Annotated in this window: 12 protein-coding genes; 7 read left to right on the top strand and 5 right to left on the bottom strand. The window is 64.6% G+C overall.

Annotated elements, in window-relative coordinates:
• Positions 1 to 7: 7 nt before the first annotated feature.
• Positions 8 to 4,309: a DEAD/DEAH box helicase gene (locus ACVKN3_RS17400; RefSeq protein ID WP_354516848.1), complete on the bottom strand. Its 4,302-nt coding sequence runs from the start codon at positions 4,307 to 4,309 to the stop codon at positions 8 to 10.
• A gap of 131 nt (positions 4,310 to 4,440) precedes the next feature.
• On the opposite strand from ACVKN3_RS17400, the gene ACVKN3_RS17395 reads away from it, so the two are divergent.
• A complete protein-coding gene (locus tag ACVKN3_RS17395; RefSeq protein WP_354516846.1) occupies positions 4,441 to 6,660 on the top strand; it encodes a glycoside hydrolase family 3 C-terminal domain-containing protein in 2,220 nt (739 codons plus the stop codon).
• Positions 6,661 to 6,707: 47 nt separating this feature from the next.
• On the opposite strand, the gene ACVKN3_RS17390 is transcribed toward ACVKN3_RS17395, so the two are convergent.
• Together ACVKN3_RS17390 and ACVKN3_RS17385 are read right to left on the bottom strand one after the other, a co-directional pair.
• Positions 6,708 to 7,562 (bottom strand): DUF6414 family protein, encoded by an 855-nt coding sequence (locus ACVKN3_RS17390; protein WP_354516844.1) that lies wholly within the window; start codon positions 7,560 to 7,562, stop codon positions 6,708 to 6,710.
• On the bottom strand, positions 7,525 to 7,707 hold the full coding sequence (locus ACVKN3_RS17385) for a hypothetical protein (RefSeq protein WP_285403341.1): 183 nt from the start codon (positions 7,705 to 7,707) through the stop codon (positions 7,525 to 7,527). Before ACVKN3_RS17385 ends, ACVKN3_RS17390 begins: the two co-directional genes overlap by 38 nt.
• 201 nt (positions 7,708 to 7,908) lie before the next feature.
• On the opposite strand from ACVKN3_RS17385, the gene ACVKN3_RS17380 reads away from it, so the two are divergent.
• The 6 genes from ACVKN3_RS17380 to ACVKN3_RS17355 all read left to right on the top strand — a co-directional run bounded on the left by ACVKN3_RS17380 (position 7,909) and on the right by ACVKN3_RS17355 (position 12,121).
• Positions 7,909 to 8,682 carry a transporter gene (locus ACVKN3_RS17380; RefSeq protein ID WP_354516842.1) on the top strand — a complete coding sequence of 258 codons (774 nt, stop codon included), beginning with the start codon at positions 7,909 to 7,911 and terminating at the stop codon, positions 8,680 to 8,682.
• 100 nt (positions 8,683 to 8,782) lie between these two features.
• The gene (locus ACVKN3_RS17375) at positions 8,783 to 9,163 is read left to right on the top strand and encodes a hypothetical protein (protein ID WP_354516841.1); all 381 of its coding nucleotides are present in this window, start codon (positions 8,783 to 8,785) and stop codon (positions 9,161 to 9,163) included.
• A 154-nt stretch (positions 9,164 to 9,317) separates the two neighbouring features.
• On the top strand, positions 9,318 to 9,731 hold the full coding sequence (locus tag ACVKN3_RS17370) for an SMI1/KNR4 family protein (protein WP_354516840.1): 414 nt from the start codon (positions 9,318 to 9,320) through the stop codon (positions 9,729 to 9,731).
• Positions 9,732 to 10,454: 723 nt separating this feature from the next.
• Positions 10,455 to 10,763, top strand: coding sequence for a hypothetical protein (locus tag ACVKN3_RS17365; RefSeq protein WP_354516838.1), 309 nt, complete (start codon positions 10,455 to 10,457; stop codon positions 10,761 to 10,763).
• A 619-nt stretch (positions 10,764 to 11,382) separates the two neighbouring features.
• On the top strand, positions 11,383 to 11,736 hold the full coding sequence (locus ACVKN3_RS17360) for a hypothetical protein (protein WP_354516836.1): 354 nt from the start codon (positions 11,383 to 11,385) through the stop codon (positions 11,734 to 11,736).
• A gap of 82 nt (positions 11,737 to 11,818) precedes the next feature.
• Positions 11,819 to 12,121 carry a hypothetical protein gene (locus ACVKN3_RS17355; RefSeq protein WP_354516834.1) on the top strand — a complete coding sequence of 101 codons (303 nt, stop codon included), beginning with the start codon at positions 11,819 to 11,821 and terminating at the stop codon, positions 12,119 to 12,121.
• A gap of 61 nt (positions 12,122 to 12,182) precedes the next feature.
• Here ACVKN3_RS17355 and ACVKN3_RS17350 read toward each other — a convergent pair whose 3' ends face one another.
• Both ACVKN3_RS17350 and ACVKN3_RS17345 read right to left on the bottom strand, forming a co-directional pair.
• The gene (locus tag ACVKN3_RS17350) at positions 12,183 to 12,350 is read right to left on the bottom strand and encodes a hypothetical protein (RefSeq protein ID WP_285403330.1); all 168 of its coding nucleotides are present in this window, start codon (positions 12,348 to 12,350) and stop codon (positions 12,183 to 12,185) included.
• A 628-nt stretch (positions 12,351 to 12,978) separates the two neighbouring features.
• Positions 12,979 to 13,755, bottom strand: a complete 777-nt coding sequence (locus ACVKN3_RS17345; protein WP_354516832.1) for an AcvB/VirJ family lysyl-phosphatidylglycerol hydrolase — start codon at positions 13,753 to 13,755, stop codon at positions 12,979 to 12,981.
• Position 13,756: the final 1 nt, after the last annotated feature.

Below are 13,756 nucleotides of genomic sequence, written 5' to 3'. Positions count from 1 at the left end.
GGGCGGATCAGGCGTAGGCGGCGGGGAATGTCGCATGGCGTTGCAGGGCCTTGCGGGCGTCGCGCTCGTCGTCGCCTTCCAGGGGTGTGAGCGCGACGAACTTGCCGGCCATCATGGCGGCCAGCGGCACGCCGTCGCGGATGGCGATACGGTTGCCGATCACCGCGGGCACCTTGGCGCCGGCGATGATGGCGCCGACCAGGTTGGCCGGGTCCGTGCCGGCGATGCAGACGATATCGCCGTCGTGGTCGCGATGGCGGATCTGGCGAAGTGCCGGCAGGGCCTCGGGCAGGGCGAATTGCTCGCCGACCAGACCGTCGACGAAGCGGCCCCCGCGGATCTCGCCACGGGCTTCCAGGCGGTGGTACACGCGCCGCAACTCGCGCCACGACGGCAGCCAGCTGGCCTCGCGCTCCAGGATCTTCCAGCTGACCACGCCGTAACGCCGAAGCAGCGTGCGGGCGATGTGCTCCAGGCCGTCGGCGTCGTTGCGCTCGTCACGAGGGCGCCGCGCGAGCGCCCAGCGCCCGGCGTCCTCGATGCCGCTGAGCATGTGCCGGCGGCTGCGTCGCTGACGGCTGCCGTTACGCTTGGCGGCGGGCAGCAACAGCGCGCGCAGGCCGGCGAAGCTGTCGGCAGTGACGCGTCCGGCCGCCACCAGTTCGCCCAGCGCGTCTTCCAGTTCCGTGCGTAGCAGGCGGGTGGTCGTGGCGATCTCGTCGAAGAACAGGGCGCCATCGTCGCGCAGTGCGTCGGCCACGGCCTGCGCACGCGACGACAACGCGGTTTCGCTTTCGGCAAACGGCACGGCGGCGGACCAGATCGGCAACTGCCGCCGCGGCAGCAGCACGATGGGCGTGGCGCGTACCGGCCCGCCGCTGCCCGTGCCCAGACGCAGCCGGCTCCACACCACGCGTCCGGCGCGGCACAGGTCATCCAGCCAGCCGATGCCGTAGTCGCCCACGCGCGCGGGCAGCAGTTCCGCTTCCCAGGCACCCGCAGCGGCTTCGAAACCCTCCAACTGCGCGATGACGCCGGCCAGCGCATCGGGGCCGGCCACCTGCGTGGCGCGGGTCAGGTGCTGCCAGTCGAGCAGGAAGCGCAGGTAGTCGCGTGGCGCCACGGGCTCTATCTCGCGCCGCAGCCGACCGATCGTGTAGCGGTGGATACGGGCCAGCAGGTGGCGCTCGCACCATTCCGTCCCGGTGACACCAGGCGAGAACGGCCCGCGCATGACATAGCCCTCGGTTTCGAGCGAGGTCAGCGCAGCCTCCACGTCGCCCACGGCGACGCCCAGCGACGTCGCCAGCAGGGCGGCCGGCACCGGGCCGAGCCCACCCAGGCGTCCGCGCACCAGGTCGATCAGCGCCGCGTCGGCCGTCCAGGCCTGGGCCGCGTAGTCCGCCGGCGCCACGATGGCCGGCATCAGTGTGGCCTGTGGATGCACCGCTTGCCACGCGGGCAAACGCTCCGCGGCGATCCACAGCGTCGTGCCGCCGATCGTCATCGCGGTGGCGCGGGCATCCTTCGCCAGGGCGGACAACAGCTTTTTCCAGCCCGGCTCGCGCGCGGCTTCGTCGGCCGTGACTGCGCCGAGCTGCACCAGCGCCTCATGCATTTCGTCCGCGCTGCGTGCTTCCGGCCAGGCCTCCTCGCGCACGGAGGCTATGGCCTCGGCGTCCAGCCGGCCCAGGTCGTCCGCCGTTTCGGCGGTGTTCCAGCGGCGCGACTGCACGGCCTGCGTCCGCCGTTCTTCCAGCGGCGCATCGTCGAGGAACGCGTACGGCGCGGCACTGAGTACTTCCGCCGCGAGTGGCGAGGGCGTGGCCAGGTCACGCGCGACCATGGCGATGGTGCCCGCTTCCAGGCCACGCAGGATGGTGAGCAGGCCTTCGCTGTCCATCGCCTCGTGCAGGCAGTCTTCCAGCGTCTGTTTGACCAGCGGGTGGTCGGGCACCTCGCGCTCGCCGACGAGGTTTTCGGCGCAGGCCACCTGGTCCGGGAACACGGTGGCCAGCAGATCCTCACTCTTCATGCGCTGCAACTGCGGCGCGACCTTGCGGCCGCCGGTGAACCGCGGCAGTGCCAGCGCCGTCGTCGCGTTCCAGCGCCAGCGCACGCCGAACAGCGGCGCATCCAGCAAGGCCTGGATCAGCACATGCTCGGCCGAGTTCGAATGCAGGTAGCGGGCCACTTCGTCCAGCGGAAAACTGTGGCTGGTGGACAGCGACAGCACGATAGCGTCTTCCGTTGCGGCCGCCTGCAATTCGAAGTTGAACTTCCGGCAGAACCGCTTGCGCAAGGCCAGACCCCAGGCGCGGTTGATGCGGCTGCCGTAGGGCGTGTGGATGATCAGCTGGGTGCCGCCGGATTCGTCGAAGAACCGTTCCATCACCAGCGTCTCGCGCGTGGGCAGCGCGCCCAGTGCCGCGCGTGCACGGAACAGGTAGTCGACGATCTGCTCGGCCGCAGCTCGCGACAGGCCCAGGTCGTCCATCAGCCAGCGCAGCGCGCCGTCACGGCCGCCCTGGTCGAACTTCGCCGAGATATCCGTGCGCAACCGCGACACGCCGATCGACAGCTCGTCCGTGCGCCCGGGCGCCTCGCCCAGCCAGAAAGGAATGTTCGGCGGCTGGCCCTGCGCGTCTTCCACGCGCAGGCGGCCCATCTCCACGCGCATGATGCGATAGGAGCGGTTACCCAGCTGGAACACGTCACCGGCCAGGCTCTCGACTGCGAAGTCCTCGTTGACGGTACCGACCACGGTGGACTGCGGCTCCAGCACGACGTTGTAGTCGCCCGTCTCGGGAATGGTGCCGCCGGAGGTCACGGCGGTGAGTCGCGCGCCGCGTCGTTCGCGCAGGCGCTTGTTGACCGCATCGCGATGGATATACGAGCCGCGTGGCCCGACCCGCGTGGTGAAACCGTCGGCCAGCATGCGCACGGTGTCGTCGAACGTCGCGCGTGGCAGGTCGCGGAACGGATACGCGCGGCGAAACAGGTCGAACAGCGCGTCCTCGTCCCATTCCTGGCACGACACCTCGGCGACGATCTGTTGCGCCAGCACGTCCAGCGGCTGGTGCGGCATGATCAGCGCGTCCAGTTCGCCACGGCGCACGCAGTCCAGCAGCGCGGTGCATTCCACCAGATCGTCGCGGGAGGTCGGGAACAGCCGAGCCTTCGGCGTACCGCCCACGGCATGGCCGGCCCGTCCGGCCCGTTGCAGGAAGGCAGCGATGGAGCGCGGCGAGGCGATCTGGCAGACCAGGTCGATGTCGCCGATGTCGATGCCCAGCTCCAGCGATGCGGTGGCCACCAGCGCGCGCAACTGGCCCGCCTTCAGGCGTTGCTCGGCATCCAGGCGTTGCTCGCGCGACAGGCTGCCGTGGTGCGCCGTCACCGCGTCGCGACCCAGCCGCTCCGACAGGTGGCGCGACAGCCGCTCGGCCATGCGCCGCGTGTTGACGAAGATCAGCGTGGTGCGATGTTGCTCGATCAGGTTGGCCAGCCGGTTGTAGACCAGCTCCCACATGTCGTTGGACATGACGGCCTCGAGCGGCACGGGCGGCACCTCCAGTGCCAGGTCGCGCCGACGCGCGTGGCCGATGTCGACGATGACGCAGTCGTCCGTGGCGCCGCCGGTAAGGAAGGCGGCCACCTTCTCGATCGGTTTCTGCGTGGCGGACAAGCCGATGCGCGTGATGCGTCGCTGGGCCAGCGCTTCCAGCCGTTCCAGCGACACCGCCATGTGGCTGCCGCGCTTGCTCGCCGCCACGGCGTGGATCTCGTCGACGATCACCTCGCGCACATGGCTCAGCATGGCGCGGCCCGAGGCCGAGCCGAGCAACACGTAAAGCGACTCGGGCGTGGTGACCAGGATGTGTGGCGGTCGCCGTTTCATCCGCTCGCGTTCGGACGACGGGGTATCCCCCGTGCGCACGGCGGTGCGGATCTCCAGGTCGGGCAGGCCCTGCTGGCGTAGTTGCTCGCGGATGCCGGCCAGCGGGGCCTCGAGGTTGATCCGGATGTCGTTCGACAAGGCCTTGAGCGGGGATACATAGAGGATGACGGTGCGGTCGCTCAGCCCGCCGTCGCGCACCCCGTCGCGTACCAGCATGTCGATGGCGGAAAGGAAGGCGGTCAGGGTCTTGCCTGAGCCCGTCGGCGCGGCCACCAGGGTGTGCCGCCCGGAGCGGATCGCCGGCCACGCGGCCACCTGCGCCTCGGTGGGCGCCGGAAAGGTCTGCGCGAACCAGCCGGCGACGGCGGGATGGAACGCGGCGAGCGGCGTCGACTTTTGTGAATTCATTGAACCACTTAACTGGGGTCGCGAGGCAGGACGGTCAAGGTTTCAGCTTACGCCGTACGGGTCTCGTGGGTTGCGATGAAACCGTTACTTGGCGATGGTGTAGGCCTGTCCCCCGGATCGAATGGAAGATCATGTCCGCTACCCTGCGCCGCTCCGCCCTCGCCTTTGCCGTCGCCGCGGGCCTCACCGCCTCCGTTGGCGCGGCCACGCCGCCTGCCCGCCCCTGGATGGATCGCTCGCTGTCGCCGGATCGCCGCGCGGAGTTGCTGGTGGCCGCGATGAACGACGATGAGAAGTTCCGTATTATCCGCTCGGACTTCGGCCTGGCCAGCGACAAGCACGGCGTGCCCGAGGGCGCGGTGGGTGGCGCGGGCTATGTGCCTGCCCTGCCCCGGCTCGGGCTGCCTGCCATCAACGAGACCGACGCTGGCTTGGGCGTCAACAAGCCCGGCATCGACGGCAAGGGTGCGATTTCATTGCCGGCCGGCCTGGCGACCGCAGCAAGCTTCGATACCACGGTGGCTCACGCCGGCGGCCGGATGATCGGCGGCGAGGCGCGCGGCAAGGGTTACGGCGTGCTGCTGTCTGGTGGCGTCAATCTGGTACGCGACCCCCGCAACGGCCGCAACTTCGAATATGCCAGCGAAGATCCGGTGCTGGCCGGCACGATCGTGGGCGCCGCGATAAAAGGCATCCAGGAAGCGAAGATCGTCGCCACGGTGAAGCATTTCGCCATGAACGACCTGGAGACCGGCCGCAACACGCACAGCGCCGAGATCGACCCGGTCGCCATGCGCGAGTCCGACCTGCTGGCTTTCCAGATCGCCATCGGCCACGGCAACCCGGGCTCCGTCATGTCCGCGTACAACCGCATCAACGGCACCTACGCCGGTGAGGACGACTGGCTGCTCAACCAGGTGCTGAAGCAGGAATGGGGCTTCAAGGGCTTCGTCATGTCCGACTGGGGTGGCGTGCACAGCGCCGGCAAGGCGGCACTGGCCGGCATGGACCAGGAGTCGGCGGGCGAGGTGTTCGACAAGGAGTTGTACTTCGACCAGCCGCTGCGCAAGGCCGTGGCCTCCGGTGAGGTACCCAAGGCCCGCCTCGACGACATGGCGAAGCGGATCATGCGCAGCCTGTTCGCCCACGGCGTCATCGACGATCCCATTCCGACCAAGGTCGTGACCCCGGTGCCCTACGTCGCCGACCGCCGCATCGCACGTGACACCCTGGAGGCCGGTGCCGTGTTGCTGCGAAACGAAGGCGGCCTGCTGCCGCTGTCGCGCAAGGGCCAGTCGGTGGTGGTCATCGGTGCGCATGCCGACAAGGGCGTGCTCGCCGGTGGCGGTTCCTCCACCGTCACCGACGAAGGCGGCGACCCGGTACCGGGTCTCGAGCCGACCGGTTGGCCCGGCCCCGTGCGCTACCACGCGTCGGCACCGCTCACCTTCATGAAGCAGCTGGGTGACAAGGTCAGCTTCGATGCCGGCACGGACCCGGCCGCCGCTGCCAAGGCCGCCGCGGCTGCCGACGTGGCGGTGGTCTTCGTGTCCAAATGGGCCGCCGAATCGTACGACGCACCGGACATGTCGCTGGCGCCCGCAGATGATGCGCTCGTCGCCGCCGTCGCCAAGGCCAACCCGCACACGGTGGTGGTGCTGGAAACCAACGGCGCGGTGAAGATGCCCTGGCTTAACCAGGTCGGCGGCGTCTTGCAGGCCTGGTTCCCCGGCTCCGGCGGTGGCGATGCCATCACGCGCCTGCTCTACGGCGAAGTCTCGCCATCGGGCCGCCTGCCGGTTACGTGGCCCAAGGACGAGTCGCAGCTGCCGCGCCCGACGATCCAGGCGGCCGGCCTGGCCAACAAGGACGCGCCCGCCGACACCATCGACTACAACATCGAAGGCGCCGACGTCGGCTACCGTTGGTTCGAGAAGACCCACCGCGAGCCGCTGTTCGCCTTCGGCTACGGCCTGACCTACTCGCGCTTCGACTACAGCGACTTCGCGGTGGACAAGGACGCCAAGGGCCAGCCGGTCGCCCACGTCACGGTGAAGAACACCGGCAAGGTCGCCGCGGCCGACGTGCCGCAGATCTACGTGACTGCCCCCGGTGCGCCGACGAAGCGCCTCGCGGGCTGGAGCAAGGTGGCACTGAAGCCCGGTGCCAGCCGCCGTGTCGACATCCCGCTGGAGCCGCTGGCACTGGCGCGTTACGACGCGAACGGCAAGCGCTGGCGCGTGGCCCCCGGCAATTACACCGTGCGCCTGGGCCGCTCGGCTACCGACATCGCCGGCGAGAAGACGGTGACGGTGGCGGAGAGCTTCCCGGTGCTTAAAGCGGCGAATTGAGATTTGGCGGGTGACAACGCGATGATGGGCGGCTGGGGTACGAATCTTCAGCGGATGCCAGGGCCTACCATCATCGCGGCGTCGTTGCGTTTTCTCGCTTGCGCCGCATCGACCGACTCGCACGGTCGAAAAATGGCCAGCGGCGTAACGCCATGGGCGCTGACAGGACGGCCGACGAGCTTCCGGAGTTCGTCAAAGATGGGGGCCATTGTCCCCATCAAGCCGGTATCGTCCAGCACAGGTCCGTAGCGCGGCCGGTCGGGCTCGGCATCCAGCACCCCAACGAGATGCCATTCCCCTTGGATCACCGAGCCATGCTTCAACCCCAGTGCATGGGTGTCGAGCGTCGAGTCGATATCGCCAAGAACGCCCCAAGCTTCGAGGCAATCGTGTGTTTGAAGGCTGAACTGCACAGCGGGCGGGAGTTGCTTCAAGGTTCGCCCCGCCATGTCCAGGCCTATCTGCTTGGCTTTGCGCTTGCCCGGCGGCTCATCGGCGACAAGCAGCCTTGCGAGGGGCGCCCACAACTGCTTCGCTAGTTCGATGTCCCGTATGGTCAGCTTGCCCTTGATGTGGACGATGCTGCCCAGCGGGGAGTTCAAACCCGCGTGCAGCATGCCCGACTCCTGCAAGACATGGAGCGCATTGCCGGGCAGAAGGCAGCGAGTGTCGAACGAGCGCTCCAGGGTCTCGGTAGCCGAGTCATTGGTCGTGCCGTCGACGCTGACGATAGCGGCAGCAAATTTTATCTTCCCTGCGTTGGAGCCCGTGTGCGATGACGTCTTTCGTGCCGCGATGACAACGCCATCGTCGCTTAGTTGAGCGAGCAGGGAACCGAGGCGGGCGTGGTCGACATAGACGAAATCAAAGACGGAAGCGTCCCTTCCCAGCTCTTGCGCCACGCTGTATGTCTCCCTTGATGCGCGTCATTTCCTTTTCGTGCTCGGCCATACGCTTGGCAATCGCGCTCACGGCCTCCGACAAAGTACTGCCGCCGGCCTTGGCGCCATTCTCATCAGCACTCGTATCGCCAACGATCTTCTCCATGTAGCTACTCATCTGACACCTCTCGTTCGACCCACTGCGGCTTAACGGACGGACAGTTTAAGTCACTGCACCAGGTCGCTCACATTTTGCCAGATGGGCGACATCACCGATTTGGCGTAGGGGCACGGCTCGGCCGCCCCGCCATAAAGAGCGCAGGCGGTCGTCCACGCCGTAATGACGCTCCGCAGGCACAATGCCCGCATGAACCTACGCCCTGCCCTCACCGCCGCTTTACTCCTCGCCATCGCCACGCCGGCTTTCGCCGATCCGCCCGACTTCGACCGCCCCGGTGCCGGCTTCGCCACCAGCGTGCTGCCCGCTGGCACACTGGCCCTGGAGCAAGGGCTGCCGTCGTACCAGCGGCAACGCCAGGACGGCTACCTCGATCGCACCTATACGGCCGACAGCGTCATCCGCATCGGTCTGGGTGGACCGGCGGAGTTGCAGGTGGCCGGCTCGGCCTGGAACCGGCTGGAAGAGCGCGGCATGGGTTCACGCCGGCACGCGGTGGGCCACGGCGACACCAGCGTCGGCCTCAAGATCGCCCCCGGTGGATCCAGCGATGGCGGTAACTTCAGCTGGGCGGCGCTGGGTAATGTCACGTTCGCAAATGGCGACAAGGACTTCGGCAACGGCGCCCGGGAAGTCAGCCTGGGTGCCACCGGCCAGTGGCAGGTCGACGAGACCCATCAGAACACCCTGTATGCCAACGTGGACCGCCTGAAGGGTCGCAACAGCTGGACACTGGCACCCACCTTCGGGCGCAAGTTCGGTGAGAACTGGATGGCCTACCTGGAGGCGGATGCCATCCATGACGCCGAAGACGGCAACGAAGTGCAGGCGGGCGGTGGCGTGGCGTACACCATCGGTGACCATGCGCAGCTGGATGCCTATGCGTTGCACCGGATCGGTAGCTGTGGGCCTTCGGTGGTCGCGGGTCTGGGCGTGTCGGTGTACTTTGGCGGAAAGCGTTAACGTACACAGTCAAGCAGGAGTGCTGGCGGAACATCGCGAGATGAGAAACGCTCGCGCGTGCACGGAGGGCGAGTTCTTCGACTTTCGCTATGGAGCAGAAATGGAAAGTGTCAGCTTGAGCGTAGATCACGGCATCCTCTTCGTTGTCGATCCAACGAACAGGGAAGCGATAGTCCCTGAATACGTAGAGGGTGAATTGGTTGCCGCGACGGATTCCTGTCTGTCGATCGCGGTCGACCCCTACGTCGATGGCGAGGTCGAGGTTTCATTGACGACAGAAGAAGTGGTCACTACCGGGCTTCATCTGGCTGCGACCCATACCCTGGCCGTGCCGGGTGGAGTCGTAGCGATCGGTACTGCAGAAGTGGATCGCGCCCTCGAATATCGGCTGTCGCCCGGCAGCGTGGTCATTTCGGTTTGGGCGGATTCATTCGTGAGCGCCTCGCGGGTGGTCGTTGCCATAGCCGTGACGCGGCACTAGGAAGGCTCGATCCCTTCGGCAGCGCATCTGGATTGCATGAGCGATGCGTTGGTTGTGGCCATTTGTACTATTCGTCGTCTTGTTCTTTGATATGCGTCAAGCATGCCTGGATCGAAGTCCAGCTGTTGAGACGGTTGTTAGTGCGAGGTTTGTCATGGCCTTCGAGCGTTACCTTCATGAGTGGATCGATAAAGGTCCTTCCGAAAACGGCATTCCGGTGGAGTTGCTGAAAGCAGCGCCCGTTGGCCTGCCGGAAGACTATCTTTGCTTCATGGCAAAACGAAACGGCGGTGATGGATTCGTGGGGAAGAGTTACCTGGTGCTATGGCCACTCGAGGAACTTGTTCCGTTCAACCGTGAGTATGAAGTTGCCACCTACGTACCCGGCCTTTTTCTCATTGGTTCCAATGGCGCGGGTGAGGGCTTTGGCTACGACCTTCGTCCGTCGTCTAAGCGGTCGTTGGTCATTGTTCCTTTCATCGGGATGGACTGGAAGGAGGCGCTGCCGGTGGGTTCCAGTATGGCGGAGTTCCTCCGTGTGCTTTACAAGGGCAGGTTGTTTGAGTGAACCTTTCTTGAGGGCCAGCCTCGCCGTCTGTGCTCGCTGAACGCGACGATCTGTAAGCTTTGTTCAAACGCTGTTTTTATAGCAACGAGAAGTAAAGAATGAGAGTGCGAATCAGCCAGAGGCAATACGAGCTTCTGAAGACGTCGGAAGAAACGATGACGTTACTTCCCTCATTCCTTGTCGCCGGCCCCGACCTCGTGTTGGAGGGAACAGGCTACGCCTTGTCCGAGTTTCGCGAAGCATGCGAAGATGTTTTGATACGCTTGGTCTGGACGAGAGCTATTATCCCAACAGCGATGGGGTCTTACTGGAAGACTTGATCGACAGGATGTTTGAGGTTTAGTCGAGCCATTCATTCCATCGCAGCACACTATGAGTGGCCGCACACCTCCGGACATCCAAGGTGCCCGTACATCGATCATGAAGAATGTTCTACTGATCCTGTTGTGGCTTCCGATGATCGTGCTGGGTCACGTTCTGTCGGCACTGATCTTCAGGCAAGGGTCCTTGGTGAGCTATGTTTTCTTTATTGCGTGGCCAATTGCGAATTTCTTGGCTGCTTACAAGCTGTGTCGGAAGGGGCACGACATCCTAGTCATACGATTAGTATCCTTCTTCATGGTGGAGCTTGCGGCGCTAGTCGTCTTGCTCACCTATGCCGCATGAGGAGATCCGGTTTCGCTGGTTCGCTTGCGGTTCCGTTGAAGCGAGGACGTGTCAGTGATGAAATCCCAGCTCGTGCTCCAGTGGTGTGAACCGAACCTTCCGGACTTCGATCAGCTTATCGCCATCGAAGAGTCACTGATCGCTGTCATCGGTCAATATGGCGAGATTGACGGTCACGATGTTGGAGCGGCGGAGTGCGATATCTTCATCGAGATCCACGAACCGATGAATTGCTTCGACGCACTCCGGTTGGCATACGGTAGGGAGTCCTGGTTCGCTACGCTAACAGCGGGATATCGCCGTCTGGATGAGCGGGCTTACAAGCCTGTCTGGCCTGCCGGTATGGTCAGCTTCAAGTTGGCGTAATCCATATATGCCCTCAACGTCTTTGCCGCATTACATCGAGTCGCTATGTCAAAAAACCTGGTGTAAAAGAGCGCGGCCGTTTTCCATTTCACTCACCTCCATGAGTCTTCCTTGTTCACTGCACTGTTGTGGTATCGGTCATGAGTGCGCCTGACTACGGGGCATACGGATTTTTTCTTGGAAGCGCACCTGGCATCGCTTACGGCTTATGGAACCTCTCTCGCGTTCAGCGGGTTGTGAGGGAAGCACAAAGGATCGCTCGCGATCACGGCGAGTGGTTGGATATCGATTCTTCCCCGTCGATTCGCTTCGACTACATATTCAGGCCTAAGCACTTCAGTCGCCCGGAAGACGGTGTTGGCGTTCGTCTGGCAAAGTCACGGCTGCTTTCGATTAGGCGCCAGGCGATGCGTCGCCATGTGACCAGCGCGCTTTTCGCGGCCATCGGAGCCCTTTTGGGTGTCATGGCGGCTGTCGGCGTAGCATCCGGCCCATGAGGTAGATTATCTCCGGTCGCTCTCGCGATTCGTCAGATGCGCTGCGATGATACCCATCGACCATCGACCATCGACCATCGAGGGAGCGGTCTGGCTTCAGATCACGAAGGATGTTCAAGGCAATGCAAATCCAAAGATTTCCATGGAAGGCCAGCCTGGCATTGGCAATCTCGTTCGTCGTTCACTACCTCGTCTACGCCTACCGATTCATGTGGTACTTGAGCTATCCGGATTTCGTCATGCTCATAGAGATCTACCTTGCCTTTATGGCGATTGTCGTCGCCGAATTCATCTTTGCTCCGACGTGGTGGCTCATGGGGTCTACAGCCTTTGCTTTAATGTTCATGCCAGCCGTCGCCCGTATCAACTACATACTTCCCGTCGGAATACTCTTTGGTGTAGTTGCGCTTGTATCGGCATGTCCATTCGTTGCAGTAGCTCTTTTGAGGACGCGTAAACACACCGAAATTGTGTAGTCCTCCCCTGACAGACGTAAGCCAACCCCTCCTGAGAAAATAGCCCATGGCCCACCGGGCGGCCCCTGTCAGGAAGCGAACCGTGCATAAGATGGATGAGATCGACTCAGGGGTCCTTACCCTCTTCGACGGTGGCCAGCCCGCTTGCCATGTCCTCCCGAGCAACCTCGTCGGCTGGACCAAGCAAGGCAACGCCCTGACCGTCATGCTGCGCGTAACCGGAGCGACGCGCGATATCGTCGAAGCGGTGCAAGTCTCCGTGGCCCCGGCCAACGCCGAGGCGCCTGCCGTGCTGGCATCGTGGATTCCGCCGGGCTCGCCCGATCAGCTTCGGCAGGCGCATGCCGAAGCGACCGTCGCCGCCCCAGGGTCGCGCCAGGCCTGACCGGCATCGTCAGCGTCGCTGACGAATCACTGAAACCCGGCAGGCATCGTGGACCCACGGCCTAGCCCGGTCGGTTCGCCCGCCGCATCGCGCGAATGACCAGCGCCGTGCCGGCCAATCCGATCACCAGACCCACGCCACCGCCCCAGAGCGAGCCGGGACGATCGTCGATCAGGTAGCCCAGCCCGAAGCCGAGCAGCGCGAAGAGGGGAATCGGTAAGCAGCCCATCGGGCCATGCTACAAAAAAACATGGCCCTCGCGCTCACGCGGAGGGCCATGACGACCGTCCCTGGGTCGGGTGGTCAGACCACCAGGACGCGGCCCGGCGAAGCCGGCGCAGCGTCACCGCCGATGAAGGGGGGGATCGATCCTGATTCTAGGGACAGACGGCATCCTGCCGTCGGATCGGTCATCGGCGATACGTTGGCCCGCCGGTGTGGGCCGGTGGGCGTAACGCTATCTTCCTTGGCTGGTCCGATGACGGATATAGGAGGATTCTTAAAGTTGGCTGCTATTTTCCCTACAAGAGGGCCAGCTCAGACTTACGTAGAAGCGCGCTTACCGCGATTCTGCAGGCCCGGTGCAGCGACACGGCTGCCCTCCGGTCGATCCTTGTGCTTGCTGCCTGCGGGCCTCGCCTGGGGCGAGGAAGGCGGCAGACCGCGGCTGGCCAGGCTGCGCAAGTGGGCGCAGTCGGAGGAGCCGTAATCGCGTTTTCCCGGTGTGCGTCGCATAAACCTTCTCCAGTCGGACTCCCCGCCTTACGAGCAAGTTGCACCGAAAAGACGAAAGTTTGAGTGGCGTGCCGGTGAAGGTTCCGTGACAGCCGAAAACGTGCCAGACGCCTTAAAAAAAGTTAAGGCGACGTGGAGGCCTTCGGCGGCATGCGCTGCAGTAGCTCGGTGGCTAGCGCTTCGTAGTTCTCGTCGAAGTGGTGCGAGCCCGGCTTCTTGTACACGGTGACGAACCACGGCAGCTTCGGATCGGTGCAGCCGCTGTCGTCCGCGTCCTCTGTGCCGTAGTAGCAGGCCATCGGCGGCCGGCCGCCCAGCGCGAGGATGGGCGGGATGGCATCGGTATGCACCACCGGGTTCAGCCACTGCAGGAAGTTATGGGTGTGGGTGGTCCACCAGCCCTGCTGCATGTAGCCCTCGAGTTCGATCTCGAAATTCACGTCGCGGCTGGCCGACAACAGCACCAGCTGGGCCAGCTTCGCCCGGTTGTCGGGGCGCAGCCGGCCCACGATGGTGGGCAACACGTCCGCGCCGAACGAATAGCCGATCAGCAGCACGCGCTGCTTGTTCCACTGCTTGGTATAGCGGTCCAGCAGGCCGTCCAGATCGTGGGCGGATTCCTCCGGCGAGCGGTACCGCCAGAAGTACTTGAAGGTGCTGACCCCGGCCACGGGAAGGCCCCGGCCGGTGAACACCGCGCCCAGGCGCTGGTCCAGATCCCACCAGCCGCCGTCGCCGGAATAGATGACCACCAGCAGGTCTTCCTGTCCGGCCGGCGCTGCGGCCAGTGCCGGCAGCTCCACGGTGGATTTCTCCATCGATGCGTGGGTCCAGGGGTGCCAGGCCAGCAGGGCCAGCACGATGGCACCGGCCACGCACGACAGCACGATACGCAGCACG

The sequence above is a fragment of the Luteibacter sp. PvP120 genome (genome assembly GCF_054055715.1).
This window is presented reverse-complemented; position numbering and strand designations above follow the sequence as displayed.